This is a genomic window from Streptomyces sp. NRRL F-6492 (assembly GCF_001280125.1).
Taxonomy (GTDB): Bacteria; Actinomycetota; Actinomycetes; order Streptomycetales; family Streptomycetaceae; genus Streptomyces.
In genome coordinates this window covers 14,293-40,507 of the sequence record NZ_LGEG01000214.1, presented here as the reverse complement: position 1 = coordinate 40,507, position 26,215 = coordinate 14,293, and the positions used below count along the sequence as shown (strand labels likewise).

Below are 26,215 nucleotides of genomic sequence, written 5' to 3'. Positions count from 1 at the left end.
AGCCGCGCCGCCCGTCTCGGGCTCGTCCTCGACCGAGGCGCTGTGGAATCATCGGCAGATGTCGGAGACCGGCGGTGAGGACGAGTGGGCGCTTCGGCGTGAAGCCGAGCGGGTCGTCAACGAGATCGCCCAGGAGCTCCGCACGTTGGACGAGGGAACGTCCTGGTTCTCCGTCCTTTCCCCGGCAGGACGGCAGGTTGTCCTGCGGGAAGTCGCCCGCTACGCGATGCAGGCCCACATCACGGCGGCAGACGGGCGCGAAGGAGTCGCCCGGTCCGGCGTGAAACCTACGGCCAACCCTTCGGTGATGATGTGCATGGACCCGCCTCGCTACGGGTTCGCAGCCCTCCCGGCCGACGAGCACGTCAAAGCGTTTCGTGTCCTCGTCTCGGTGTTCTCCGTCGCCGACACCCGCCGCAGGCGGACGTACTGCAGAGGCACTTGCGGACACTCATGGCACAACGTGCCTCCCCGCTGAAGTGCCGTGGCGGCGCGCGCCGACTCGTATCGGGTTCTCCCGGTCGTCGCCGCTGGATCATCTGATCGTTTGTTGACGTGTGTCATCGGCTGACGCCTGGTGGGCCAGGATCGGGCCGTTGCCAACGGGCCGGTCACCGGGCCGGTCGCCGAGGTGGGGTGGGGTGGGCGGTGGCGGAATCGCCGACAGGTGCTTGATGCGATCGGGTTCAAGTACCGCACCGGAGCGGCGCGGGTGGACCTGCCCAAGCGCTTCGGCTCGTGGAAGGGCGTCCACGACCGGCTGCGGACCTGGGCCGCCGACGGCATCTCGCAGAAAGTGTTCACCACCCTGCCGGCCAAGGCGGACAGCGCAGTCCGCCTCGCCGCCGGCAGTCACCGCCGGCCCTTCGCCTTCGTCCTCACTGCGGGCCAGGCAGGCGACACACCCGCCTTCGAGTCGCTCATGGCCCGGATCCGGCTGCTCAGGCCGGTCGGTGGACCGTGGACAACGGCGGATGTGGTCCTGGCCGACCGCGCCCGCCGAACAGACCTCCAGCCCGCCCTCCTCGCTGCGGCAGTACGCGTCAGCCCTGGCGGCGGGGGCGATGGTGCGGCTTGCGCGGGCGGCGGATCGTGTCGGCGCCCGCGTCGGCGACGGCACCGGCGGAGGAGAACAGGTTCGGCACACCCGGGCGTGGAAGCACGCCGGCCCGGGCCTGGGTGGCCGGCTTGGCGGCAGTGGGTCCGGTGGGGGCCGCGGCGCGGGCCAGGACCCGGGTGTGCGGGATGTGCGGTGCGCACATCCCGCACACTTCCTCGACGATCCAGACCTGGCCGACGAGGGGGTCGTGGCGCAGGATCATCACCACCTCCCCCGCGCACGGCGTCTTGTGCCCCGGGTGCGCCTCGCAGTGCTCTGAGCGGCAGTGGCAGTCGGCGTTGGGTCGGACGGTGGCCACCTTGGCGTGGGCGGCGGCATGCTGGGCCGCGAAGGCCCGCAGGGCGGACAGGTCACGGGAGCGGGCGGGCATCTTGCAGGGCGAGGTGCAGGTGACGCTCGCGGTGCGGTCGCTGTGACCGGTGATCCGGACGGTCCAAGCCCGCCCGGGCACACGCGCGGTGGGGGATTCGAGGGGAGCGGTCGTCACGTGAGGGGGTCCGTTCGTCGTTGGTGCGGTCACGGGCCGGGTCCACTACGCGGTCTCCGCGGGCTGCCCGGGCCACGGGTTTCCTTCCCCCGCAGACCGCTTCGCAAGCAGTGCGGCCGTCACATGCCGCAGCGGACTGCGCGGCGGGGTGGCGAGCAGCCGTACGCAGGGTGCGCGGGTGCGGTCCTTGGCGGAGCCGTTCGCTCCCGGAGCCGTGCGGCGGGGCCGTCCGGTCGAGCGGTTCCTCGGCCCGTGCGGCTCGGCGCAGCGTCCCGGCGTGCGCTACGTGGAGGTGCGTGCGGCGAAGGACCTGTTCGAGGTCTACCTCCGTATGGTCCGGGACGCCGGCAGTGAAGAGTTCTCGGACCTGGGCGGGTCACCGCCGTTCGCCCCGGACGATGAGGCCGGTGAGTTCGGCCGGCTCGTGGGTACGGACAACGGCTTGTGGATAGGGACGGCTCGTGGGTACGGACGGCTCGTGGGTGCGGCCGAAGGTCCGTCAGCCGCGCTGGGCATCGCCGAGCGGTGGCAGGGGCCGAGCGTGGTCGTCGGGTGGACGAGAACATCGCCCAAGACGAGTACGGCGCCTACGTACGCAACGGCAGGTCCAAGGATCGAGAGGGAAGCTGATCCGGCTTTCGTACGGCTGGGGTGCCGAGAACTCCTCCCGGGCGCCGGTCGGATCCATCCCGGCCGGCTCCTGGCGGTAGCCGTAGCCGTCCAGCCGCACCTCGATGACCGTATGGACGCCGAGCGCGGCAGCCGCGGAGGGAGCCCGGTACCGCATGTCGAACATGTCGAACGTGTCGGACAAGAAATCGTGGAACGCCGGAGGAAGTCACTGCCTTCCACCGACGCCGGAGGCCGATCGCTCTCCCTCCTGAAGCCGGGATCGGATCCGATCTCGGCGCTGATCTGGGCATGCCTGCCATCGCGATGGTGCAGCGCCTCCCGGGCCAACGCCCGGAGCGTCTCGGTGGGCAGCTCGGGGGTGCTGCCTTGCCCGACCAGGAAGTACGTCTCGGGGCGGCGGCGTACATGCTCCACGAAGTGGACCATCCGCAGCGGCTCGACTGTGAACCTCCCCGCTCCCCCGTGTCATCGCTTCCCGGTCGGCCACAGCCGCTCATGACCCCGCTTGCTGTCGAACTCCGTGCTCCCTGCGGCAGTGACGGGCCTGTGGCCTGCCCACCGGTTTCGACAGCGAGGCCCACGGACGCCGCGACGAGGCCGGACGGGCGGTCGACCGCCTCGAGAACTCCCGAGGCGAAGACGCGCGGATCGGCGTGGCCCGGCGACGACGGTCCTCCTGCGGCCGGAGCCGGCTCACCGGCCGGGGCAAGCGATGAGCCGGAGGCGTGCACATATCGGTGCGCGGTCTGCTGTCAGCCCCGCCGGCCGGTCGTGCTGGTGTCCGCCGGTACGGCGCCGCCGGTGCCCGGTCCGGTTCAGGAATCGGCGGCTTGGGCATCCAGCTTGTCTTTGAGCGGCTTGTACTCCTTGTCCCAGGAGTGGGGGCGCTGGTGGAGGTCTGTCACCAGGAGGGTGAACAGGCGCGGGTCGAAGTTGGCCGGGTACAGGGCGCCGTCGATCATGTGGCCGTTGACGACAACGGTGGGAGTGCCGGGGCCGCGCGGGTCGTCACCGGTGTGCTCGTAGGCCTTTTCGGAGGCGGTGACGAACGGGCGGTACCTCATCGTCCTGACCGCCTGGTCGAAGGTCTCGTCGCGAAGGCCCGGGACCTTGTCGGCCAGTTGCAGAAGGCGCTGGGTGGTGAACCCGCCGCTGCTTTCGACGTCGGTCTGGTGGTCGAAGAGCACCCGGTGGTACTCGACGAACTTGTCCTTCTCCAGCGCTGCGCGCAGCGCGTTGACGGCTCGCTTGGAGCCGTCGCCCTCGAGCCGGTCGTCCTTGAAGGACGCGAAGGTGTACTGGGCCTTGATCTCGCCGGCCAGCAGCAGTTTCTCCAGCGACTTGGCGCCGGTCCGCTCGTACTCCTCCACCACGGGGCAGCGCGGGTCCTCGTACAGGTGGACCGTGGAGCGAGCCGCGGGGTTGCCGACCACGATCGTCGTGCCGTCGAGAGCGGTCTGCTCGGGAAGCTGTGCGGCGGAGGCGTAACGTACGGCCTCAGGCCGGGCCGCCGGGCGGGCCTCCCCTGCCTGCTGCGCGTCCGGGCTCGTCTCTCCCGCCCGGGTTCCGCCCGGCGCGCATCCCGCGACGGCCCCTACGAGACCTGCCGCGACAGCGGCCCGGCCGATGGTGCTGATCTTCATCTGGCTGTGGATCCCTCCCCTGTGAACAGGTGGACTCTACGCGTCCGGTATGACAAGTCGCCTGGTGTTTTCGGGTGGCGGTACCGCACCGGGCCGGGCAGCCGGTCGCACGCGTCGTGTTCGCCGCCGCCTTGTAGCCGCCGGAGACGCCACGGCGGCGTGGTCGGGTCCGGCCCTTCCGGCCGTAGGACAAGGCCGCCTCGGACGTTCCGCGCGGGGACTGCCCGCCGGGCCTCACCTTCTGGTTCGCGTTTACGTGATCCTGAAGTCCTTTGCTCGGCACCAGTAGACCGACGAGTTCACCGGGGAGGCAGTCCTGCCTTGGCGCGCCAGTGGTCGGCGTCGCGCGGTTCGGCCAGCCGACCGGTCAGATGCGCGACCGCGGCCGAGAAGGCCTCGGGCAACGAGAAATCCTCGCTCACCACGAGCGTGAGGGCGTCGACGTCATGGGTGGCGTGATCGGTCCGGCACCAGCAGGCCACGTTCACCGCCGCGTCGACCGCGAGCCGGCCCAGATCTGTCCACACCACTTGGAGCAGGAACTCCAGCCGGTCCCCTTCATCGGCGTGCTCGACGACATTCAGTCCGAGGATGATCGGCGTTCCCACCTGCCGACCGGAGAAGGCGGCGTGCTCCGGGAACCACTCCCAGACCGCCGTGTCACCACCCCTTCGCGTTTCGTCGACCGCCTCACTTTCAACGGCACCATCATTGAGACCGGCAGCGACTCCTGCCGCCTCGCCGGCACCCGAGCCCGCGCTGAGGAGACAGCCAAGGCCGGCTGATCCCTGCCGTTGTCTACCTCGACGGCCCTCCAAACCCGGCTGTTCCGTCCGGCAGGCTCACTCAATCCACGGTCCGTGAAACGGTCGCTTCGATGCCTGATGCCCGCAGCTTGCGCGCCAGGAGCCCCATCTCGGGCAGGGTCCCCGAGTACTGCCCGGTCAAGACCTGCTCCAGCACGGCCCGGACGCCGTTCAGACCGATGCCGAGTTCCGCCCGCAGCACCCGCATGACGGCGGCATTCCTCGTCGGCGGGGTCACCCGCAACCTTGCCCGACCGTACTGGGAAAGCAGTCGGCCACGCAGTTCCTCCGGCAGCTCACCGCCACACACAGCCAGGGCGAACCCGCAGGCCGGACACGTCGACTCGACGTCCCACCGCAGTGTCTCGCCCACCAGCGCCTGAACACCGCAGCACTCCGCCTCGGCACCGCACCCCTGGCACACAGCGGAGTACCTGATGGACTCAACCAGAATCGACTTTTCCATAATCCCCCCTCACGAGGAGAGGTTAGACGGCAGGCGGCGAACGTCTTTCCGGGGCGCCGACGTGTCCCCTGGCACCCGAGCCAGCGGTCCAGGCCATACCGGTCCGTGCGCTGACGCTATCTCTCGTGAACCTTCCGAGACCCGCCGATCACCAACTGCCGCTCGAACCGATAGACAAACGCCGCTTTCGCGGGCCGCGCCGGATCAACACCGTGCTTGCCGGAGTACGCGAATTCCTCTCGCACGACAGGACGTTGGGCACGGTGCCGATGTTCGTGCCGTCCCGGCTCTACGAGATCGCCGATGACCGCGACCTGCCGCCGGAGGCCCGTGGCGAGGGCAGCGGCCCGCGCCACTTCGCCGAGGCACGGCACCAGGCCGCCGTACCCGACGAGCCGGTCGGCCGTGCCGCGGACGAGGGGGTTCTGGCCCGGCTACGGGCCTGCCGCAACGCCCGAAACCGAGTTTCGTCACAGCGACCTGTGCGCGGCCGTCCTGGCCCGCGCAGCCGCACCGCCGCCCGACGCCGGCGGTGGGCCCCAGGTCAGCCGCCGGTCGCTGCTGGCCGACGTCGCGAGCCTCACGGCCCGTAACGGCCGTCTCTCCGCACACATCAACCGGCTCGAACGACGCCGGCCCGAAGCGTCCGGACAGACCGTCCGGGAAGCCTCCGGACTCGGCGCCCCCGCCGACGTCGAAACACTCACCCGCCGGATCGGCGCGCTCGCTCCGAACTCGCCGAGCGTGACGAGGACCTCGCTGCCGTACGTGCCGTGGACCGGGGGCTTGACGGCTCGGCCGAACCGCTGACGGGGTGGTTCCGGAACACGCCGGAGACCCGCCTTCTGCCAGCGGCAGAACACCGGCCCGACCGGGCTCGACGATCACTACAGTCCAGACTCATGACGACGGTTACGACGCGGACGGTCGAATACGCGGCCGACGGCCTGACGATGATCGGGCACCTCGCGCTCCCGGCCGGTGTCGACCGCCGGCCCGCGGTCCTGGTCGGGCCCGAGGGGGTGGGGCTCGGCGACGTCGAGCGCCGCCGGGCCGATGCGCTCGCCGAGCTGGGATACGTGGCACTGGCCTTCGACCTCCACGGCGGGCGCTATTTGAGCGACCCCGAGGAGATGCTGGCCCGTTGCCTGCCGTTGCTCGCCGACCCCGACCGGATGCGGGGCATCGGCCGTGCGGCGCTCGACGTGCTGCGCGCCGAGCCGCGGACCGACCCGGACCGGATCGCCGCCGTCGGCTACGGCACCGGGGGCGCGATCGCGCTGGAACTCGGGCGTGACGGCGCCGACCTGCGCGCGATCGGGACGGTCAACGGGCTGACCACGGGCCGACCGGGCGAGGCGGCGCGCATTCGCTGCCCGGTGTGGGCCGGGGTCGGATCGGAAGACCCGATCATGCCGCCCGCGCAACGGGACGCGTTCACCGCCGAGATGCAGGCCGCGGGCGTCGACTGGCGCCTCACGGTCTACGGCGGCGCCCTGCACGCCTTCCATCACCCACCGGTCGACCACACTGTGCTCCCCGGCGTCGGCCACCACCCGCAGCACGCGCGGCGAGCTTGGCGTGACGTCGTCGACCTGCTCGCCGAGTGCCTGCCCATAACGGAGTGATCTGGTCGGCAACCGCGATTCCGGGCCGCAGACCAGGCCGGACGGCACGACCACGGACGAGCCCTGGTTCCTCTGCACGTCGGCCCAAGCGACCCGCCGCGAGGCGGGCGCCGGCAGGTTAGCGACGTGCCGGCGCCCGTCGGCGACTCGGCTCATCCCAGGTGGCGGACGACGAGGCGGGGCGCCGAGCGGGCCAGGGCGGCCACGGAGAGGCCGATGGCGGCGCCGGCGGCGACGTCGGAGGGATAGTGCGCGCCGCTGTGGACCCGTTCGATCGCCACCAGCACCGTGGGAACGGCGCACGCGGCCCCGGCCCAGGGCCAGGTGGGCGCGACAGCCGCGGTGAAGGCCACGGCGGCGGCGGTGTGGCCGGAGGGGAAGGAGAAGCTGTCGGGCCGGTCCTCGACATCGCTGTGGGGAATCCACTCCTTGGGCGGTCGTCGTCGCTCGACGAGCTTCTTGACCACCCCGTTGGACAGCAGCTCCGCCATCGCCATGGCCGTGACCCCGGCCGCCGCCGCCCTGCGGCCGCGCCGACCTCCACCGGCCGCCATCGCCGCAGTCGCCGCCCACCACAACTTCGTGTGCTCGGCCGCTTCCTCCACCGGCGGCAGCAGTCGGCGGGCCCAGGCGGAATCCCAGGCGGCCATGCGCCGGGACAGCTGGTGGTCGACGTCGCGCAGCGCGGCCAGGATTTCCATGCTTCGCGGTTTCCCCGCTCATGGCCATGCCACACCGGGCTCGTGATCCACACCCCCATGAGGAAGCGGGTTGCCGCTTCACGACATCTTGCCCGCCGTGTCGGCCCCGCTCTACCTTACTTAAAAGTAAGTTTACTACTGGGTAAGGAGATTGGCCTTGGCCACCTATCAGACCGTGCTGGTCGGCACGGACGGTTCGGAGTCGTCCTTCGCGGCGGTCGCGAGTGCGGCACGCCTCGCTGTCGCCTGCCAGGCCAGGCTCGTGATCGCCTGCGCGTACTCTCCGATGCGTGGGACCGACCTGGACGTGGCGAAGGACAGGTTGGGAGCCGAGGCGTACCAGGTGGTGGGTTCGGCCCCGGCCGAGGACACCCTGCGCGTCGCCAGGGACAAAGCCCGGAACGAGGGCGTGGAGGACGTTCGATCGGTCGCGGTGGAGGACAGACCCGTCGCGGCCTTGGAGCGGATCGCGCAGGAGTACGCGGCGGATCTGATCGTCGTCGGGAACCGGGGATTACGCTCGCTCGCCGGGCGGATCCTCGGCTCGGTGCCTGCCGACATCGCGAGGAAAGCCGGTCTCGACGTGCTGATCGTGCACACCACATGAGCGTGGCGGAGCCCGGACGCAAGGCGGCGGCCGATCTGACGAGGGGTGACGAACTCCACCGGGCCATCGAGGAGATGCTGCTCGACGGCGGCCGTCTTTGGACCAGGCGGGACATCGCCGAGCGGTCCGGGGTGGGACCGGAGCGCTCGGCTCAGATCTGGCGGGCGCTCGGGTTTCCGGTGGTCGACGACCACGCGAGGGTGTTCACCGACGCCGATGTCGAGGCGCTGCGGTCGGGTGAACGGCTCATCGAGGCCGGACTCGTCACCGAGGAGAGCGAGACGGTGATGGCCCGCGCCCTGGGCCACCATCTCTCCAGGCTCGCCGAATGGCAGATGCAGACTCTGTGGACCTGGCTCAGCCGCGACCTCGGCGAAGGCGACGGCCAAGACCGGGCGGCGCTGACAGAGCACGCCGCTCGGCTGTTGCCGGAGATGGAGCTGCTGCAGAGGCACGTGTGGCGTCGGCATCTCGCGGCCCATGCCGGACGGATGCTTGCCGCGAGCGAAGAGGACCCGCTTCATCGGCCTGGGCGGGAGACCGGCGCGGACGCGGCGGAAAGGGCACAGGACAAGCACGTCCGGGCCGGGGCCGCCGTGGCCGAAGAGCCGGAGCCGCCACGCGGCGGCACCGACATCCGCCATCTGGCGGTGGGCTTCACCGACATGGTCGCCTACACCCGGATGACCCGAGGGCTGGACAGCGGCGAACTTTCCCGGGTCCTCGACCGGTTCGAGAGCCTGATCGGTGACGTGGTCGCCGAGGGACGGGGCCGGGTGGTGAAAACCATCGGCGACGAGGTGCTCTTCGTGTGCGAGTCGGCGTCCGCGGCCGCCGGCATCGCGTTGGAGCTGACCGCCCGGGCCGCGCACGACCAGAGGCTGCCGCGACTACGGACAGGGCTCGCCCACGGAGCGGTCCTCAACCGCTACGGCGACGTGTACGGAGCAGCGGTCAACATCGCGGCGCGGCTCACCGCCGTGGCACGTCCCGACACCGTGCTGGTCGACACGGCGTTCGCCGGCGAACTGGCGGGCACGACGGCGTACGACCTGAAAACGCTGCGCCCCGTATCGGTACGGGGCTACAGCCGCCTGCGCCCCGTCCTGCTACGGCCGGCCCGTCCCGGCGAGCCGTCGGCAACGAAGCGTCCTCACCGTTGACGAGTCGGTGCGTGACCGCGACGAAGGGCGATCGCTCGGGGCGGAGCGGGGCGGTCCGGTTCGTGACGATCACGGTCGGGCGGGATGTTCCAGCCCCGCTGTCCGGTGCCGGCCGCTCCACCGTCGCCCGGGCCACCGGAGAGGTGCGCGGGCTCCTGGCCGAGTCGGGTCGTGCGGTCCCCGGCCGTCCTGGCCCGCGGCTTCCAGGAGATCCCGGTCGGGGCGGGTCCGGGGCGCGGGGTCCTGGTGGGCGGCCTTCCAGCGTTCGCGCAGTTCGTCCTTCCGGCCCTTGGGCGGAGGCCGCGGAGGCCGCGGAGGCCGGGGAGGCCGGGGAGGCCGGGGAACACCCCGGGCGGCGAGCTGGTCGACCTGGAGCGAGGTGTCCTTCAGCGCGTTGACGACCGCGCCGTGGACGAGAACGACCAGGAACCGTCTGGGCACTGGCAGGCGTCTCGTGACATGGTGTTTGATCTTCTTTGCATGTGTGAGCCGAGCTTTTGCGGACCGGGGGTTGCTGCGTCGTGGGGTACACGATTCCTGAAGGCGTCGACACGATGCTCGACGTCGTCGGCGTGGGATGGCCGAACGTCGACGAGGACGCCTACCGCGACATGGCCGACTCCCTGCGCGAGTTCGCCGACGACGCGGACGACGACGCAGGTGTCGCCTACGCCCACGTGCAGAAGCTGCTCTCCACCGGGCAGAGCGAGTCGCTCGGCGCCCTGGACCGACACTGGTCGAAAGTGCAGGGCAAGCACAAGGACCTGGCGAAGGCCGCCCGCATCGTCGCCGGTGCGCTCGACCGCGTGGCGGACATCATCGTCGCCCGAAAGATCATGGCTGTGGGCGAGCTGGCGGATCTGTGCGCGACGGTGGGCATCACCCTCGCCTTCGCACCGCTGACGGCGGGCCTGTCGACACTGCTTGCCGGTGCGAAGATCGTGGCAACGCGCATCGCGTTCAAGAGGATCCTGAAGGAGATGGCGGAAGCAGCCGTCGCGGAGATCGTGGCGACGCTCACCGAGCCCGCAGTCGCCGCGATCGAGAACATCGTGGCCGACCTGGCCATACAGACGGCGTTGAACGCGGCGGGGGTCCAGGACGGCTACGACACCGACCAGACGGTGCAGGCCGGCAAGGACGGCCTGCGGCTCAACTCCGTCGGTGGGGCGTCGGTTCCGGGTCCGCGCGGCGGTCCGGAGATCGACCACGACGCGCACGGCAAGGCGGGAATGCACCTGGCCGGCGTGCAGATCGACATGCGCGACAAGACCAGGTCGAAACTGGGCAAAGCCAAGAGCCACCACGGCCGCGCGAAGGGCAAGGACTCCCTCACCGCCGTACTCGACACCACCATCGAGGGGGTCACGGAGAAACTCACCAAGGCGCTCGACGACCTGGGCGACCACATCGGCAAGAAGGTTCCTGCCGCCATCACCAAAAGCTCCAAGGTCCACAAGGACACCGACGGCGATGTCCGTGATCGGGTCAGAGGCATCCACGCCAAGGGCGGCGGGGACGGAAGCGATCTGGCCGGCAGGAAGGGTGGTTCCGAGCCCGGGCGCGGTCGGGGAGGGCCGGGCGGCAGGCGGACGAAGCCGGAGACTCTGGATACGGCCAAGGACGACGCGCGACGCAACGGCATCCCGCTGAGGAAGAAGACCTGCAAGAACGATCCGATCGATGTCGCCACCGGCGAGATGACGCTGCCCCAGACAGACCTGTCCCTTGCCGCCGTCCTTCCCTTCGTCCTGCTTCGCACCCACCTGTCCGAGTACCGCTGGGGCCGCTGGTTCGGGCGCAGCTGGGCTTCCACCCTGGACGAACGCATAGAGCTGGACGCCACCTCCCAGGGGGCGATCTGGGCGCGCGAGGACGGGTCCCTCCTCGTCTACCCGCGGCTGCCCGCTCCGGACGACATCGACGGCGTTCTGCCCCTCGAAGGGCCTCCGCTGCGTCTGACCCACGGTGGGCGGGACAACGGTTCCCTCACCTATCGCGTCTTCGATCCGTCGTCGGGGTTGACGCGACACTTCACCGGCAGCCCCTACAACCAGTCCTCCGCCTACTGGCTGAGCGAGATCGAGGACCGCAACCACACGGGAATCACGTTCGTACGCCGAAGCGACGGGGCTCCGGTCCAGGTCGTGCACGACGGCGGTTACCGGGCGGATCTGCGGATCGTGGACGATCGCGTCTCCGAGCTGTCCCTGCGGACGCCCGGGGGTCCCCTCACCGTCATGCGGTACGGATACGACGACCTGGGCGATCTCACCGACGTCACCAACTCTTCCGGCCTCCCCCTGCGGTTCGCCTACGACGCCGAAGGGCGGGTCACGTCCTGGACCGATCGCAACGACTCCACGTTCCAGTACGTCTACGACACGGTGGGGCGGGTCGTGCGGACGATCGGTCCCGAGGGCTTCCTGTCCTCCGCGTTCGCCTACGAAGAGCTTTCCGGGACAGGCGGGCGGATCACCCGCTACACCGATTCCACCGGTGCCACGACCGTCTTCGAGCTCGACCGGTGTCTCCGGCTGGTCGCTGAAACCGACCCGCTGGGAAACACCGCGCGCTTCGAGTTCGACGAGCAGGACCGGCTGCTGGCCCAGATCGACGCCCTGGGCCACACCACTCGCTTCGAGCGTGACGGGCACGGCAACCTCGTCGGGCTCACCGCCCCCGACGGTGCGCGCACCAGCGCGGTGTTCAACACGATGCGCCTGCCGGTCGAAGTCACCGAGCGCGGTGGTGTCCGGCGTCTGTTCGAGTACGACGACCGCGGCAACTGCACCGCGGTCGTCGATCCCGTCGGCGCGCGCACGGAGTACGAGTTCGACGGTCGCGGACACGTGACCGCGGTACGTGACGCCGTCGGGGGGCTCACGCGGATCCAGACCGATGCCGCGGGTCTTCCCCTGCGCGTCACCGCGCCGGACGGGGCGAGCGTGCTGTGCGCCCGCGACGCCTTCGGCCGGGTCGTGGCCGTCACCGATGCCATCGGCGGCACTCTGCGCCAGGGCTGGACCGTCGAGGGAAAACCGGCCTGGCGAGAACTGCCCGACGGCTCCCGTGAGGAATGGGACTGGGACGGCGAGGGCAACCTCGTCAGCCGTACGGACCGCATGGGCCGCGCCAGCTCCCACACCGCCACCCACTTCGACCGGCCCTCGACCAGCACCACCGGCGACGGAAGCGGCTACCGCTTCGTCCACGACACCGAGCTGCGCCTCACCAAGGTGGTCAACGCGCAGGGGCTGGAGTGGCGCTACACCTACGACGCGGCCGGCCGGCTCGTTTCCGAGACCGACTTCGACGGCCGTCTGCTGACCTACGAGCACGATGCGGTCGGCCGCCTTGCGCGTCGTACGAACGCCGCTGGTCAAAGTCTCGTGTTCGAGCGTGACGTCCTGGGCCGGGTGGTCCGCCTGTGTCATGACGACGGTGCCGTGTCCGTCTTCACCCACGACGAGTCCGGTCACGTCTCGCGGATCGCCAACGCACACGCGCGGATCGACCTGGAGCGCGACAGGGTCGGGAGGGTCCTGACGGAGAGCGTCAACGGCCGGGCCATGACCTTCGCCTATGACGCCCTGGGCCGGCGCGTCCACCGGCGCACCCCGTCGGGGGCGACCAGCGACCTCGCGTACGAGGCACACGGTCTGACCGCCTACACGGCAGGGGAGCACACCTTCCGCTTCGAGCGCGACGCCCTGGGCCGCGAGACGTCACGCGCGCTCGACGACCTCCTCACCCTCCGCCAGGAGTTCGATCCCGTCGGACGTGTCACGGAGCAGTCCCTGGCCTTCCGGGAGACCACTCTGGTGCACCGGGCCTTCGCCTACCGGGCCGACGGTTCTCCCGTCAGCATTCATGACAGCCTGGACGGCCGTCGTGCGTTCACCCTCGACCCGGCCGGCCGGATCGCCGCCGTCCGTGCCGAAGGGTGGACAGAGCAGTACGCCTACAACGCCGCAGGCGATCAGACCCATGTCGTGCTCCCCTCCCGGGCGCCCGGGCAGGACAGCGCAGGAGCCCGGCACTACGACGGCACACGCGTCACCCAGGCCGGTCGCACCCGCTACCGCTACGACGCCCAGGGCCGCATGGTGCGGCGCACGACCACCACCCTCAGCGGCAAGTCGCTCGGCTGGCAATTCACCTGGGACGCCGAGGACCGGCTCATCCGCGTCGAGGTTCCCGACGGCGGCCGGTGGCACTACCACTACGACGCTCTCGGCCGTCGCGTCGCCAAGCGGCACGAGGACGGCGACGGGACCCTGCTGGAGACCGTCTCGTACTCCTGGGACGGGTCGCAGCTCGCCGAGCAGTACATGCACGCCTACGGCGCGATCCTGGTCTGGGACTACACCGGACTGCGGCCCCTGGCCCAGCGCGAGGTCAAGCTCGACGGGGCTCAGCAGGAGATCGACCGGCGTTTCTTCGCCATCGTCAGCGATCTGTCCGGAACCCCGAGCGAGCTCGTCGGCGACGACGGCTCCCTCGCCTGGCGCTCCCGCAGCACCGCCTGGGGCGCGGCCCGGTGGAGCAGAGACAGCACGGCCTTCACCCCGCTGCGCTATCCCGGCCAGTACTTCGACGCCGAGACCGGTCTCCACTACAACGTCAACCGCTACTACGACCCCGCGCTGGGCCGCTACATCACGCCGGACCCCCTCGGGCTCGCACCCGCCGTCAACCACTACGCCTACGTGCCCAACCCCTTCACCCTGGCGGACCCTCTGGGCCTGGCCGGGTGTGACGCCGACCCGACCTGGGGCGGGCGGGTCACCTTCACCCGGGACCAGCACGGCCGCCCGTACGAGATGAACGCGACCATCACCAGGGACATGCTGGACGAAGGCACCCATGCCGCCCAGGCGTTGAGGCCGCCCGGGTTCATGGGCGGCGACGAGAACCAGGCCCGTGGACACCTGCTCGCCCGCATGCTCGGAGGATCCGGCGACACGCTGGACAACCTCTTCACCATCACCCAGAACCCGACCAACAGTCCGGACATGCGGGATCTGGAGCAGGCCATATACAACGAGGTCGACTCCCCCACCGGCGGGCGCGTCACCTACAACGTCTACCTCGAGTACACGGACGACAGGAAGGACTCCGTGCCCAAGTACATCCAGCTCGAAGCGTTCGACAAGAACGGCAAAGTGCTGGTCGATACCATGCTGGAGAACCCCGCTCACGAGCAGCAGCAGCAACAGCGACGCCGCCAAGGAATTCTGTGACCAGTATCGAGGACCTCACCCGCCTCGCCCCGCCGCCGCCCGGCCCCGCCCCGATCGACTGGCGCGCGGTCGAGGACACGCTGGGCATGACGCTGCCCGACGACTACAAACGGCTGGCCGGCGCTTACGGCCCGGGCGCGTTCTGCGACTTCGTCCGCGTCTACCACCCCCACGGCCCCACCGAATGGGTCGACCTGACCGGACCGATGCCCGCCCGGCTCCGCCGGCAGTTGCTGAAGGACCGCGACAGCGGCACGTACTCCATGCCCCACCCCCCGGAGAACCTGTTCGCCATCGGGGTGACCGACAACGGCAACCATCTCTTCTGGGTCACCGATCCCGCGGCCGACCCCGACGCCTGGCGCCTTACGGTCAACGAACCCGACGGCCACGACTGGTACACCTACGACGGCGACCTCACCGAGTTCCTCGTCTCGGCGCTGAGCGGCCGGACCCGCGTCCCCGTCTTCCCCGACCGGCTCCTCGACGGCGGTGTGTTCTTCACCCCGTCACGCCCGACGGGCTCGAACCACCAGCCCGACCGGCCTTCCGCCCCGGCGAGCATCAGTGGCCAAGCCGTCAGGGAGTGGGCCCGCGCCAACGGGTACGACGTCCCCGACCACGGGCGCATCCCCGCCAGGATCATCCAGGCCTGGCAGCAGGACCAGTAGGCCCGGCAACGGGGAGGGACGTGCCGGCTGCTCGGTGCGTGGAATCAGTCGGACGGGTCGTGGCCGTCGTCCTCGCTGCCGGGTCGGGTTCGGCTCTGGGGGCGGATCACATGTCCGGGTCCTCAACGGGGGCCTGTCGGCCTTTCCTCCGTCCGCCGCTTCCGTCCCGGCTCGAAGCGCCACCCGCACGGCCCGCACAGGCGCGCCTGACCCGGTGGCCGCACGTCACCGTCGGGTCGCCGACCGGGCCGTCTTTCCGCGCGGTACCCGGTCCAGGACCGCCGCAGACGGCGGCGGGCAGGTCTGCGGTCTCGACCACGCGGCCGGGATCGCCGGATTCTTCGGGGCCTTCGGGGTCTTCGGGTTCTTCGGCGAGGGCATCGAGTTCCTGACGGGGTGTCCGGCAAGGGTCCTGCGGCGGATCCGTACGGGCGTGCCGGAGCGGACCGTCGGCTGCGCAGGTTCCGAGCGAGAGCACTTGTCGATGGGTTTCGGCATCACGCGTTGCCCAGGGAGCGCGTGGTGCCGGGGAGAAGTAAGAGCACCTGGGCGGCGGGATCTCTCTCGATCGTGCGTGCTGAGCCGGCCCCGTTCATGACAGGATGACGTCATGCTGATCAGAAAGGGCGATGCCGCGTAGGCGCCCGAAGGCCGTCCGCGCCGAGCGATGGCGGCCTCGCAGACACGTTGCGGTTCGGCGGATCCCCGGCGTCACCGCGAGGACTCGCGCAGCTGTCCGCCGCATCGAGGATGAGCGGATGTGGCCCGACGCCGTTGCTCGCGCACTCGCCTGTTTCGAGGACGCGTTCAAGCAACCCGGCCGTTATCTGAACGCGTCCGAGGTCTGGCAGCCCGGACTGGAGGTGGAGTATGCCCGCGAAAATCTGGCGGAGGTCATGCTGCACCTCCCTCACGGTGCCCGGCGTGATCTCGGCCGGTTGATCGCTCGCATCGACGACGAGTTCGAGCGTCGCACTCTGCCTGATCCCGGGCCGGTGAGCGATTGGACGGAGGGCGGCTGGTGGTGGTCGAGGATTCGTGAACGCTGACGATGCTCACGAACCCTTATGCGTCCTGATCGGCTCATGCCGGCCTGTTGCTCTGCGCGGGCGGTGGCGGTGGCGGTGTCGGCGTCTGCTGCCCTGCGGGCTCCGAAAGCGACGGCGTCCGCGGTCAGCGCCCCGGTCCGGAGAGCGGCGGCGAGGCAGGTGACCAGGTGCTCGTGCGGCAGGTGGCGGCCGAGGAGGAGGACTTCGATGAGCGCGCGGGTGCCGTCCCGCTCGCCGTGGGCCTTGACAGCGGCCTCCCACCAGGCGTCGTGGACGGGAGTGAACCGGCCCGCGGAGCGCGCCGGGTCGAGTGCGGTCGCGGCCGGTAGAGCGCCGGGCTTGCGGACGAGAGCTTCCGGGTAGTGGCCCGGTTCGAGGCGGGTGCCGCCTTTGGCGATCAGCCGTTCGTGCCGGGCGACCTGGTACCGGCCGTCGTGGACCACCAGCTCGGAGGCGTGCGGCATCGCGCGGACGTTCCGGCCGATCAACCGGAGCGGCACTGAGGTGCGGTGGGTCCGGACGCTCATCCGGCTGTAGCGGTCGACCCGCAGCGTGAAGAGCCGACCCGTAAGGAGGCGCTCTCCACGCCGAGCTGCGAACGCTCTCGTAACTCGCCGACAGAGCCAGACGGTCGAGCGCCGGGACGAAGGGCTTCGCCTGCTGAAGGACTTCGGCTCCGCCGGGGCGCGAGCCGCGAAACCAAGGCCGCTGTCTGCCGTGCCGCGTGCGCGCTCGCCGACGTCCCCTACGACACCGCCCAGCCCCTCGTCGCACTCCTCGAGTCATTCGCCGGATTGTCTCGGTGACGCGTCGCGCGGCAGCTGAAGGGCAGGCCGCGCAACCCGTGCAGTCCCCACGCTGAACGGCCCGCACCACGTCGGTGCGGGCCGTTCAACCACCCCAGAGTCCGCCGAGGGGGGAGTTCGGCGGACTCTGCATATCCAGAGCGGTCCCATGCGCTCACCACCCGCGTGCCCCCGATTCCACTGCCCACACCCACGAAATCGCCTCCGGGCGGTCAGCCCGGCAACAGACCCGGAAGGACGGGCTGATCCACGGTCGGGCGATAGGGGACGGCCGTCCAGAAGCCCTTCCTGGCGACCCCCCGAACATCAGCACGTGCTCACCCGGAGGGGAAGCGGGGAGGCCGCGGACCACAGTCCCCAGGACGGTAGAACCCCAGTCGGTGGCGGAAGACCGGGGACAGGGGCTCCTCGATCTCCAGCGGATCACCGTTGGGAGAGGCCGCGGCCTGCACGCCGTCCGTCTTCTCGGGCCCCAGGAAGCCGGGGCCTGCCGGCGCACGTTGATCGGCGGAAAGAAGAGCGGGGTACGAGGCCGACGGCGATGTGGCAGGACATGGTGGACGCGAGCTTCGAGTCCGCCGCCCCGCCTCCCCAGTGCCCCTCTTCCGTCTGCCGGGGCCGCGTCTCAGGAGCAGGAGCAGGAGCAGGAGCGAATCGCAGTGTCCCAGGTAGTGCGGTGCGGTACGTCGGCTCCTTGGCCGTCCAGGGCACCGGCCCCGAGCACTCCAGGACCCGACGGGCCCGGCGGAGCAGGGCTTCCGACGGATCGGCCACCACACGGTCGATGTCGTCGCCGAGCACTTCGGCGACGGCCGTCGCGGAAGTGGTGCGGTCCTCGAACCAGTCGGCCCACAGGGAGTAGGTGACGGTCTCGGCGTCCTCGTCCGCTTCCAGCCGCTGCCGGTAGCCGTCCCACAGGGCGTCGACCGGCAGCGGGCCCTCCGCGCCGGCGTCCGCGAACCGGCTCTCGCGGGTGACCCGGTAGCCGTCGAGGAGGTCCAGCAGGCCGAAGGCCGGCCGCACCCGGTCGGCCGGGTCCGGGTCTTCGGCGAACACGTCGCCGGCCCAGGGGTGCGCCACCTGGTCGGCCGTGAGCGACTCGTCCGGCTTCCCGTCGCTCACCCACCCGTCTCCCACCTGGTGAACGCCCTGATCGGCCGGTCACCGCCGCGCCGCCTCCGCCTCTCGTACCGCCATGTCGCGTACCGGCCCGGCCCTCAGTCGCGGTGCCGGTCGAGCGCCTGCTCCACCGTCGTGTAGGTGACCCCGTGGTCCGCCAGGGCCTCGGAGACGACTCCCGGGCGGGCCGTCAGGGCCAGGAGCAGGTGCTCGTCGCCGATCTCCTTCTCCCGTCGGCCGAGGCAGACGCGCAGCGACTGCTCCAGCACCTTCTTGCTTTCGCGGGTGAAGGGGCGTCGCTTCGTGCCCCGGGTCCGGGTGCCGGGGCCGGCGGTGAGCGCGCCGGGGCCGTGGGCCTGTTCGACCCGGCTGACGATCTGCGTCACGTCGATGCCGAGATCCGCCAGCGCGTCGACCTCGACCGCCGAGAGACCGCCCCTGCGGCGGGCCGTCGCGAGTGCGGCCTCCAGTGACGGGCGCCGCTCCGTCGCTCCCAGGTCCCGCAGCGCGAAGGCCGCCCTGGTGTCCTGCGCGTCGAGCAGCGCCAGCAGGAGGTGCTCCTCCGTGACCGCGGAAGCGCCCTCGCGCTCGGCCACCGCCACCGCCCCGGTCACCACCGCCCGGGCGCCCTTCGTGAACCTCTCGAACATCAATGCCTCCCGTGCTTCTTGTGGACGGCCTGGCGGCTCACGCCCAGCTCGGCCGCGATCTCCTGCCACGACCAGCCCTGGGCGCGCGCACTGCGTACCTGAACGGCTTCCAGCTGTTCCAGGAGACGCCGCAACGCGGAGACGGCACGCAGTCCGATTCGTGGATCGCGGTCACCCGCCCGCTCGGCGAGATCGGTCGCATCACTCATGACGTCAACCTACATTGACACACCACTTGCGTCAACCAAAGTTGACGCGGGTGAGGCGGGGAGGCCCCGACCGCCGGACCGCGCCCGCCCCGTACGGGGGACGCGCACGGCGAAGAGGCGCCTCCGTCGACGGAGGCGCCTCTCGGGCACGGTGGATCAGGGATCAGAAGACGCTGACGCCGTAGGCGCTGAGGGCTTCGGTGACGGGCTGGAAGAACGTGGTGCCGCCGCTGGAGCAGTTGCCGCTGCCGCCGGAGGTGAGACCGAGGGCCGTGGTTCCGGAGAACATGGCGCCGCCGCTGTCGCCGGGCTCGGCGCAGACGTTGGTCTGGATGAGGCCGTAGACGACGTCGCCGCCGCCGTAGTTGACGGTGGCGTTGAGACCGGTGACGGTGCCGCCGCGCAGGCCGGTGGTGCTCCCGCTGCGCTGGACGGACTGCCCGACGTAGGCGTTGCCGGCGCCGGTGATGTCGCGGTAGCTGCCGTTGTAGAGGTAGACGCGTCCGTCGGCGGCGGAGGCGTTGGAGTGGCGGATGATGCCGTAGTCGTTCGTGGGGAAGCTGGTTCCGGTCCTGGTGCCGAGGACGGCGGTGTTGGCGGAGTTGGTGTACCAGGTGCTGCCGCCGTTGGTGCAGTGGCCGGCCGTCAGCGCGTAGTAGGTGCTGCCGCTGCGGACGTTGAAGCCGAGGGAGCACCGGCCTCCCCCGCCGTAGATGGCCTGGCCGCCCGCGATGAGCTTGTTGATCTTCCCCGCGGTCCGCTCGACCTTCAGGTTCCCGGCGTTGTCGCCGGCGGCCTTGCGCAGGGTCGCGATCTGGGCCTGGGAGACCGTGGAGTCGACGGTGACGACGACCTTCCCGGTGGCCTGGTCGGTGTACCAGGCGGAGCCGGCCACGTCGGCCCGGAGGACGGCGTCGCTGGTGGAGGCCAGCGCGACGGCCGTGGCCCGCGCGGTGTCGGCCTGCTGCGCCGAGGAGGCGGGGGCGGTCAGGGCCGAGGCGGCCACGAAGGCGCCGAGCACGGCGATCAGTCGGCTGCCCTGGACGATCCTGCCACGACGGGACGAACGGTTCACTGCATCCTCCGGTGGGGGTGGTCGGGCCGTTGGGGTGAGCGGCCCGGTGGAGCGCGAATCGGCGACGGTGGCCGCCATGAACCTGTCAATTGCTTGGGGGAATCATTGACTCCGTACCGGCGCGCCACAAGGTGTCCTTTCGGCCGCTCTACGCGCGTCCGCATCACCAGGCGAACTCAACAGGATCGAACAGATGTCACCCTCATGATCGACCTCGCTTGAAGCTCCGTCAGTAAGTTGCAGAAGGCTTTTGCGATCCAGAACTCCGCACCATCCTCCGGATCCGGCCCGCCGGGACACGGAGAGACGGAAGGCGCAGCTCCGATCGGATGCGACTCCGTCGGCCCCGCCCTCCGGCCGCGAGGAGCAATCAGACACTGACGCAACGCCCGAAGGCCGTACGGAGTCATCGAGGCGGCCACGCGAGCCACCTTGCCGCTGTCACGAATTTCCAGGCCCAGACGCCGCGAACGGAAAAGCGATCACGCCGACCGAGCGCGTACACGGCAATGATGGGCATTCATCCGATCTGCCACATGGCCGAATTCATACCCCCGAAGGCGCGACAGGAGTGGCTCCGGTTCGGAGCCGCCCGTCCCGTCCGCAGGAAAATCGCCACCTCTCCACCGCAGGGCGCACCGAGTCGCGCGAGGGGCCCCCTCGGGCGATCCCGAGACCGAACGCTCCGCACCTCGATACGCGATGCGAACAGAAGAAAACCACTTCACACATCTATTCCGTGAGCCACGCGGCCTGCTAGAAGAGTGACTCCCCCTCACTCCCAAGGAGCTCCTTGTCATGCGCACAACTAAGTTGAGATGGGTTCTGTCCGCGCTGCTGTCCGTGTCGGCCGTCGCCGTGGGCCTCGTCCAGCCCGCTTCCGCCGCCGTGTCGGCCGGAGAGCGCTACGTCGCGCTCGGCGACTCCTACTCCTCGGGGGTGGGCGCCGGCAGCTACCTGTCCGACAGCGGCAGCTGTCAGCGCAGCAGCAAGGCCTACCCGTCCCTGTGGGCGGCGGCCAACGCCCCGGCCTCGTTCACCTTCACCGCCTGCTCGGGAGCGACGACCGGCACGGTCAAAAGCGGTCAGCTGGCCCCGCTCAACAGCTCCACCACGCTCGTCAGCGTCACCGCGGGCGGCAACGACGTCGGTTTCGCCGACGTCATGCAGACCTGTGTGCTCCAGAGCGAGGCGACCTGCGTCAACGCGGTGAACAGCGCCATCGCGCAGGTCAACGGGTCCCTTCCCGCCAGCCTCTCGTCCCTTTACGGCACCATCCGCAGCCGCGCGCCCCAGGCCCGCGTGGTGGTCCTCGGCTATCCGCGCTTCTACCAGCTGAACGGCAACTGCATCGCCGGCCTGAGCGAGACCGAACGCGCCGCGATCAACCGGGGCAGCGACGCCCTCAACGGCATGCTCGCCAAGCAGGCCGCCAACGCGGGCTTCACGTACTCCAGCGTCGTGGACGAGTTCACCGGCCACGAGATCTGCTCCGGCAACGCCTGGCTCCACAGCGTCACGGTGCCGGTCTCCAACAGCTACCACCCCACCGCCGCCGGTCACTCCAGCGGGTATCTGCCGGCCTTCCGCTCCGTCGTCTGACCGCCCGCGCGAAACCCCGCGAGGCGTGGCCGCGTTCCGTCGTCGCGGCCCGGCGCGGCATCGCCGACGGGGCCGCTCACCGGGTGCCGGTGAGTGGCCCCGTCGGCGCCCCGGCGGCCTTGCGGGCCCGGTGCGCCCACCGGCCCGGTTCCCCCGCGGCCGTCACGGGCAGCCCGGACCGTTCGGGTTCACGACGCAGCTCACCTGCCAGTCGGTCCAGGAGCCGTCGGTGCGGGTCCAGTTCGTCCACACCGCGTGATCGGCGCCGACGACGAACTCCCGCTTCGTCCCGTCGGGGAACTTCGTGGTCGTGACGCCGTAGTCGCAGAAGTACCTCTGCCCCTCGGTCGTGCAGCAGGTCGCCGCCCGTGCCGGCGCCTCCGGCTCCCCGTGGCGTCCCCGGCGAGTCACCATCCTCGGCCTCCCCTTCCAACGTCCCGCCGGCGATCCGCTCGCGTCCGCGCACCGTCGCGGCTCCGCGTGAACGCAGGGCGGTGGTCGCGTCGGGCGGTCGCGGAGCCGGTTCCGCGGGGAGCCGTCCGGCGGTGAACTGGAAAATCCTCAAGTTGAACACAATTCCATCACAAACGCCGAGGGTGGCATTTTCGGCCATCCGGCGGCTCATAAGCTTCGCTCGGCTGCTGTGTCGATCACGCGCGGCTCCGGGTACCAGGCCGCGCGCGTGCACCGGTCGCTCGGCGTGCGCGGTAGGAACCAGACATGAACGGGACTCCGTCCGGCAGACGTGACGTGGCCGTGGTGCTCGGCACCCGGCCGGAGATCATCAAGCTCGCGCCGCTGATCCGGCTCCTCGGAGAACGGGCGCGGATCGTGCACACCGGTCAGCACTACGACAGCGCCCTGTCGGGCACGTTCTTCGCCAACTTCGGCCTGCCGCACCCCCACCTCCTGCTCGACGGCGCCTCCGGGCCATGGGGACGCGGGGACCAGATCGGCTCGCTGACGTCCGAACTCGCACGGGCCTTCGTCGCCGACCCGCCGCGCGCGGTCGTCGTCCAGGGCGACACCAACAGCACCTCCGCCGGAGCGCAGGCCGCGCACTACTGCGGCATACCCGTCGTGCACGTCGAAGCGGGGCTCCGCTCGGGGGACAGGGCGATGCCCGAGGAGATCAACCGGCTCGTCGTCGGCGTGCTCGCGGACGTCCACTGCGCCGCCACCGACCGGGCCGCCGCCAACCTCCTGGCGACCGGAACGGCACCCGAGCGGATCCGCGTCACCGGCAACACGGTCGTCGAAGCCACCCTGATGTCCCTGCCCGCGCCCGCGGACCGCGACCGCATCGCCCACGAGCACGGTGCCCACGGGCCGTTCGTCCTCGCGACCGTCCACCGCCCCGAGAACACCGACAGTCCCGAGCGGCTGCGGGCGCTGCTCACCGCCCTCGCCGGGACCGGCGAGCGCGTCGTGGTGCCGCTGCACCCCCGGACCCGCGCCAAGGCCAAGCAGTTCGGCCTGGACGGCCTCCTGGAACGGCTCGACGTGATCGACCCGGTCGACCATCCCACCTTCCTGGCCCTGGCCGACCGCGCCCGGCTGCTCGTCTCGGACTCCGGGGGCGTCCAGGAGGAGGCCACCGTGCTCAAGAAGCCGCTGCTGGTCGTCCGTACCAGCACCGAGCGCCCCGAAGCGGTCGCCGCCGGGTTCAGCCGTCTGGTCGAGCCCGGCCGGCCGCTCCTGGACGCCGCCCGCGCCGCGCTCGCCGACCCGGACCTGCGCACCCGGCTGGCCGGCACCGCGTCCCCGTACGGCGACGGCACCGCCTCCCGGCAGATCCACGCCCTGGCGACGGCCCTCGCCGACGGCGCGCCCCTGCCCGGCGCGGCGCCGGGCCGCTGACCCCGCAGCAGCCGGCGCGCACCGCGCGCCGGTGACCATCGGAGCCTCGCCGGATCGGCCGGCGGGGCTCCCCGACGAAAGGAGGACCCGTGTACGGGTCGGTAGGAAAGGGCGCCGTGGGCGCCGGAGTGGTGGTCGGCGGAGGACAGCTCGCCGTGACCGGCGGCATGCCCGGCCTCGTCGCGACCCTGCTGGCCGTCGCCCTCGTGGTCGGCGGGGCCCTGATGATGCGCTCCGCCCGCCTCAAGGCCGCCAGGGCCTGACCCGGGCCCGGCCGGTCCGGCCGTCGCTCGCCCGCCGGCCGGACCGGCCCTCTCCGCAGCACCCGCCCCTCTGGAACCAGGAACCTCCGTGACGTCCTCCGAGCCCTCCGGCCTGCTGGGCCTCCTGGCCGACTTCAGCCTCGTCCTGAGCCTCTTCTTCCCCCTCTACCTCCTCGGCCTGGTGCTGCCCCTCCTCGTACGCCGCAAGCGCAGGCACGGCAAGGCGGGCGACTACCAGTGGCACCTCTTCGTACCGTGCCGCGACGAGGAGGCCGTCATCGGGGACACCCTCACCTACCTGCGCGCCTCCTGCCCCGAAGCGCACATCTGGGTCATCGACGACGACTCCGAGGACCGCACCGGCGACATCGTCCGACGGGCCGCGGCCCTCGACCCGGGCGTCCACCTCGTCCAGCGGCGCCGGCCGAACGCCCGCCTGGGCAAGGGCGAGGCCCTCAACGCCGCGTACGACACGCTCAGCTCGCTGCTCCCGCCCGGCACCGACCGCCACCGCGTCGTCGTCGGGGTCTTCGACGCCGACGGCCGCCCCGCACCGGGCTGCCTGGACCACGTCGCCGCGCGCAGGTTCTTCGGGCGCCCGGACATCGGCGGTGTCCAGATCGAGGTGCGGATGATGAACCGCGACGACCGCCGGCCCGCCCGCGGCAAGGGCGCCGGCCGCAACCTCTACAGCCGCCTCCTCATCCGCATGCAGGACCTGGAGTTCCGCGCCCCGGTGGCCGCGCTCCAGCACGCCCGCAAGACCTCCCGCACCGTCTGCCTCGGCGGCAACGGACAGTTCGTCCGCCTCTCCGCCCTCGACGACCTCGACGCCGAGCGCGGCCGCCCCTGGACCGGCCGTCTCCTGGAGGACTTCGAACTCGGCATCCACCTCATGCTCGCCGGCTGGATCAACGCCTTCTGCGCCGACACCCACGTCGAGCAGGAGGCCCTGTTCGACACCAAGCGCTTCCTCACCCAGCGCACCCGCTGGGCCCAGGGGGTCATGCAGTGCGTCGGCTACATCCCCGCCATCTGGCGCAGCAACAAGATCCCCAACATCGGCTTCCTGGAACTCACCTTCTTCCTCAGCCAGCCCTGGCTCCAGCTCATCGGCGCACTGCTGTACCCGATCCCGCTGATCGCCCTCGCCGCCTCCTACAGCCGTCACCCCGAGGCCGCCGCCGCGTACCTCGCCGACGGCGGATGGCGAGGCATCGCCCTCTACGCCGTCATGGCCCTCGGCCAGTTCGTGATCTGGGGGCCGATCTACCGGCGCAAATGCGAACCCGGCACCGGCCTCTGGCGCTCCCTCGGCTGGGGGCTGACCTACCCCTTCTACCTGCTGTTCCTCTACGTCGTCTCCTGGCGCGCCGTCGGCCGCATGATCAGCGGCCGCAACGGCTGGGCCAAGACGCGCCGCAACGCCGAAGCCCCCGCCGGCGGGCCCGTCGCCAAGGAAGCCTGACCGGGGTTCGGCCGCCCCGCTCCCCCACGGCCCGACCGGCGCCTCACCCGCTCGGCGGGCACCTGCCGGACGGCCTCTCCGGGGGCGGTCCCGCCGACGGGGAGCCGGGCGCGGGTGCGGGCCCGCTTCGGGCGGCGGGGCTCCCCGACCGCCCGAAGCGGGCCGGGAAGAGGGGGCCGGTGATCGGCGTGGTTCCGCCGGATGCCGAATGGCGGCGTGCCGACGGGGCACCTGATACTTCCAGCAGATACCGAACCCCTTGTTCGTTCCGGAGGCATCGTCATGAGTCTTCTGCGTATCGTCGGCCGCCCGATGCTCGCCTCGATGTTCATCGCCGGCGGCGTGAGCTCCCTACGTGATCCCCAGCGCGTGGTCCCGGTGGCCGAATCCGTCGTCCGGCCCGTGACCGAGCGGATCTCCGTGCTGCCGGACGACACCAAGCAAGTCGTCCGGCTCACCGGCGCCGTACAAGTGGTGAGCGGCGTCCTGCTCGGGCTCGGCCGCTGTCCCCGGCTGTCCGCACTGGCGCTCGCCGCGACGCTGGTGCCCACCACGCTGGCGGCACATCGCTACTGGGAGGTCGAGGACCCCTCCGACCGGGCCCAGCAGCGCATCCATTTCCTCAAGAACGTGTCCATGCTGGGCGGCCTGCTGATCACCGCCGACGACACCGGCAGCGCCCCTTCCGTCCTGTGGCGCGGCCGTCACGCCGCCCAGGACCTGCGACACGACGCCCGCCTGGTGCGCCGCTCGGTCCGGGCCACGGCGCCTCCCGCGGCGGCGATCGGCAGCGGCCGGGCCAAGCTGGGCATCTGAGCCCCGGAGTCGTCCGACGGACGGGCGGGCCGCCGCTGGACGTCCGGATGGGCCGACAGCCGTGCTGACCGGTCTGGACCCGGAGTGGAACGCGGTCTCGTCGGTGGAGTCGCCGCTCGTCGGCCGG

The 26,215-nt window shown here is 71.0% G+C and carries 22 protein-coding genes and 1 pseudogene; 12 read left to right on the top strand and 11 right to left on the bottom strand.

Annotated elements, in window-relative coordinates:
- Positions 1-58 precede the first annotated feature (58 nt).
- Both ADL08_RS17610 and ADL08_RS39210 read left to right on the top strand, forming a co-directional pair.
- Positions 59-478 (top strand): DUF5958 family protein, encoded by a 420-nt coding sequence (locus tag ADL08_RS17610; RefSeq protein ID WP_053643991.1) that lies wholly within the window; start codon positions 59-61, stop codon positions 476-478.
- A 99-nt stretch (positions 479-577) separates the two neighbouring features.
- Positions 578-790: pseudogene (locus tag ADL08_RS39210) on the top strand (transposase); the annotation flags it as partial.
- A gap of 253 nt (positions 791-1,043) precedes the next feature.
- Here the strand turns inward: ADL08_RS39210 and ADL08_RS17605 are convergent.
- From ADL08_RS17605 to ADL08_RS17590, 4 genes are all read right to left on the bottom strand, one after another.
- A complete protein-coding gene (locus ADL08_RS17605; RefSeq protein WP_053643988.1) occupies positions 1,044-1,607 on the bottom strand; it encodes a hypothetical protein in 564 nt (187 codons plus the stop codon).
- 1,448 nt (positions 1,608-3,055) lie between these two features.
- Entirely contained in the window at positions 3,056-3,883 is an 828-nt protein-coding gene (locus ADL08_RS17600) for a thioredoxin domain-containing protein (RefSeq protein WP_053643986.1), read from the bottom strand.
- Positions 3,884-4,182: 299 nt separating this feature from the next.
- On the bottom strand, positions 4,183-4,491 hold the full coding sequence (locus ADL08_RS17595) for a hypothetical protein (RefSeq protein ID WP_234352174.1): 309 nt from the start codon (positions 4,489-4,491) through the stop codon (positions 4,183-4,185).
- 238 nt (positions 4,492-4,729) lie between these two features.
- Positions 4,730-5,155, bottom strand: coding sequence for a hypothetical protein (locus tag ADL08_RS17590; RefSeq protein ID WP_053643984.1), 426 nt, complete (start codon positions 5,153-5,155; stop codon positions 4,730-4,732).
- 902 nt (positions 5,156-6,057) lie between these two features.
- Between ADL08_RS17590 and ADL08_RS17585 the strand changes: the two genes are divergently transcribed.
- Positions 6,058-6,783, top strand: a complete 726-nt coding sequence (locus tag ADL08_RS17585) for a dienelactone hydrolase family protein (RefSeq protein WP_053643983.1) — start codon at positions 6,058-6,060, stop codon at positions 6,781-6,783.
- A 152-nt stretch (positions 6,784-6,935) separates the two neighbouring features.
- On the opposite strand, the gene ADL08_RS17580 is transcribed toward ADL08_RS17585, so the two are convergent.
- A complete protein-coding gene (locus ADL08_RS17580) occupies positions 6,936-7,484 on the bottom strand; it encodes a phosphatase PAP2 family protein (protein ID WP_053643981.1) in 549 nt (182 codons plus the stop codon).
- A 157-nt stretch (positions 7,485-7,641) separates the two neighbouring features.
- Between ADL08_RS17580 and ADL08_RS17575 the strand changes: the two genes are divergently transcribed.
- The 4 genes from ADL08_RS17575 (at position 7,642) to ADL08_RS17560 (ending at position 15,171) form a co-directional block, all read left to right on the top strand.
- Complete coding sequence (locus tag ADL08_RS17575; protein WP_053643979.1) at positions 7,642-8,091, top strand: universal stress protein; 450 nt, start codon at positions 7,642-7,644, stop codon at positions 8,089-8,091.
- A complete protein-coding gene (locus ADL08_RS17570; RefSeq protein ID WP_078968170.1) occupies positions 8,088-9,254 on the top strand; it encodes an adenylate/guanylate cyclase domain-containing protein in 1,167 nt (388 codons plus the stop codon). Before ADL08_RS17575 ends, ADL08_RS17570 begins: the two co-directional genes overlap by 4 nt.
- Positions 9,255-9,775: 521 nt before the next feature.
- Complete coding sequence (locus tag ADL08_RS17565) at positions 9,776-14,500, top strand: RHS repeat-associated core domain-containing protein (protein WP_053643976.1); 4,725 nt, start codon at positions 9,776-9,778, stop codon at positions 14,498-14,500.
- Positions 14,497-15,171, top strand: a complete 675-nt coding sequence (locus ADL08_RS17560; protein ID WP_234352173.1) for an SMI1/KNR4 family protein — start codon at positions 14,497-14,499, stop codon at positions 15,169-15,171. Before ADL08_RS17565 ends, ADL08_RS17560 begins: the two co-directional genes overlap by 4 nt.
- A 910-nt stretch (positions 15,172-16,081) precedes the next feature.
- On the opposite strand, the gene ADL08_RS38235 is transcribed toward ADL08_RS17560, so the two are convergent.
- The 5 genes from ADL08_RS38235 to ADL08_RS17535 all read right to left on the bottom strand — a co-directional run bounded on the left by ADL08_RS38235 (position 16,082) and on the right by ADL08_RS17535 (position 20,079).
- Positions 16,082-16,981 (bottom strand): Mu transposase domain-containing protein, encoded by a 900-nt coding sequence (locus ADL08_RS38235; RefSeq protein WP_420709606.1) that lies wholly within the window; start codon positions 16,979-16,981, stop codon positions 16,082-16,084.
- Between the two features lie 468 nt (positions 16,982-17,449).
- Positions 17,450-18,148: a hypothetical protein gene (locus ADL08_RS38230; protein WP_234352171.1), complete on the bottom strand. Its 699-nt coding sequence runs from the start codon at positions 18,146-18,148 to the stop codon at positions 17,450-17,452.
- A gap of 95 nt (positions 18,149-18,243) precedes the next feature.
- Complete coding sequence (locus tag ADL08_RS17545; protein ID WP_053643971.1) at positions 18,244-18,795, bottom strand: Clp protease N-terminal domain-containing protein; 552 nt, start codon at positions 18,793-18,795, stop codon at positions 18,244-18,246.
- Complete coding sequence (locus ADL08_RS35635) at positions 18,795-19,004, bottom strand: helix-turn-helix domain-containing protein (RefSeq protein WP_078968169.1); 210 nt, start codon at positions 19,002-19,004, stop codon at positions 18,795-18,797. Before ADL08_RS35635 ends, ADL08_RS17545 begins: the two co-directional genes overlap by 1 nt.
- 163 nt (positions 19,005-19,167) lie before the next feature.
- Positions 19,168-20,079, bottom strand: coding sequence for a S1 family peptidase (locus tag ADL08_RS17535; protein WP_053643966.1), 912 nt, complete (start codon positions 20,077-20,079; stop codon positions 19,168-19,170).
- 798 nt (positions 20,080-20,877) lie between these two features.
- Between ADL08_RS17535 and ADL08_RS17530 the strand changes: the two genes are divergently transcribed.
- Positions 20,878-21,681 carry an SGNH/GDSL hydrolase family protein gene (locus ADL08_RS17530; protein WP_053643965.1) on the top strand — a complete coding sequence of 268 codons (804 nt, stop codon included), beginning with the start codon at positions 20,878-20,880 and terminating at the stop codon, positions 21,679-21,681.
- Between the two features lie 162 nt (positions 21,682-21,843).
- Here the strand turns inward: ADL08_RS17530 and ADL08_RS17525 are convergent, their stop codons facing one another.
- Positions 21,844-22,095 (bottom strand): hypothetical protein, encoded by a 252-nt coding sequence (locus ADL08_RS17525; RefSeq protein ID WP_053643963.1) that lies wholly within the window; start codon positions 22,093-22,095, stop codon positions 21,844-21,846.
- A 306-nt stretch (positions 22,096-22,401) separates the two neighbouring features.
- Here ADL08_RS17525 and wecB point away from each other — a divergent pair, with 306 nt between their 5' ends.
- The 4 genes from wecB to ADL08_RS17510 all read left to right on the top strand — a co-directional run bounded on the left by wecB (position 22,402) and on the right by ADL08_RS17510 (position 26,088).
- Positions 22,402-23,541: a non-hydrolyzing UDP-N-acetylglucosamine 2-epimerase gene (wecB, locus tag ADL08_RS17520; protein ID WP_053643961.1), complete on the top strand. Its 1,140-nt coding sequence runs from the start codon at positions 22,402-22,404 to the stop codon at positions 23,539-23,541.
- A gap of 89 nt (positions 23,542-23,630) precedes the next feature.
- Complete coding sequence (locus ADL08_RS37215) at positions 23,631-23,804, top strand: hypothetical protein (protein WP_159043061.1); 174 nt, start codon at positions 23,631-23,633, stop codon at positions 23,802-23,804.
- 88 nt (positions 23,805-23,892) lie between these two features.
- Positions 23,893-25,272, top strand: a complete 1,380-nt coding sequence (locus tag ADL08_RS17515; protein ID WP_053643959.1) for a glycosyltransferase — start codon at positions 23,893-23,895, stop codon at positions 25,270-25,272.
- Between the two features lie 282 nt (positions 25,273-25,554).
- Positions 25,555-26,088 carry a DoxX family protein gene (locus tag ADL08_RS17510; RefSeq protein ID WP_053643957.1) on the top strand — a complete coding sequence of 178 codons (534 nt, stop codon included), beginning with the start codon at positions 25,555-25,557 and terminating at the stop codon, positions 26,086-26,088.
- The last annotated feature ends 127 nt before the right edge of the window (positions 26,089-26,215 follow it).

What these genes read in the sequence shown, in the direction of transcription:
- ADL08_RS35635 (WP_078968169.1), bottom strand. Translation starts at nt 19,004, where the DNA reads ATGAGTGATGCGACCGATCTCGCCGAGCGGGCGGGTGACCGCGATCCA.
- ADL08_RS17580 (WP_053643981.1), bottom strand. Translation starts at nt 7,484, where the DNA reads ATGGAAATCCTGGCCGCGCTGCGCGACGTCGACCACCAGCTGTCCCGG.
- ADL08_RS17610 (WP_053643991.1), top strand. Translation starts at nt 59, where the DNA reads ATGTCGGAGACCGGCGGTGAGGACGAGTGGGCGCTTCGGCGTGAAGCC.
- ADL08_RS17525 (WP_053643963.1), bottom strand. Translation starts at nt 22,095, where the DNA reads ATGGTGACTCGCCGGGGACGCCACGGGGAGCCGGAGGCGCCGGCACGG.
- ADL08_RS17570 (WP_078968170.1), top strand. Translation starts at nt 8,088, where the DNA reads ATGAGCGTGGCGGAGCCCGGACGCAAGGCGGCGGCCGATCTGACGAGG.
- ADL08_RS17545 (WP_053643971.1), bottom strand. Translation starts at nt 18,795, where the DNA reads ATGTTCGAGAGGTTCACGAAGGGCGCCCGGGCGGTGGTGACCGGGGCG.
- ADL08_RS17600 (WP_053643986.1), bottom strand. Translation starts at nt 3,883, where the DNA reads ATGAAGATCAGCACCATCGGCCGGGCCGCTGTCGCGGCAGGTCTCGTA.
- ADL08_RS17510 (WP_053643957.1), top strand. Translation starts at nt 25,555, where the DNA reads ATGAGTCTTCTGCGTATCGTCGGCCGCCCGATGCTCGCCTCGATGTTC.
- wecB (WP_053643961.1), top strand. Translation starts at nt 22,402, where the DNA reads ATGAACGGGACTCCGTCCGGCAGACGTGACGTGGCCGTGGTGCTCGGC.
- ADL08_RS17585 (WP_053643983.1), top strand. Translation starts at nt 6,058, where the DNA reads ATGACGACGGTTACGACGCGGACGGTCGAATACGCGGCCGACGGCCTG.
- ADL08_RS17590 (WP_053643984.1), bottom strand. Translation starts at nt 5,155, where the DNA reads ATGGAAAAGTCGATTCTGGTTGAGTCCATCAGGTACTCCGCTGTGTGC.
- ADL08_RS17530 (WP_053643965.1), top strand. Translation starts at nt 20,878, where the DNA reads ATGCGCACAACTAAGTTGAGATGGGTTCTGTCCGCGCTGCTGTCCGTG.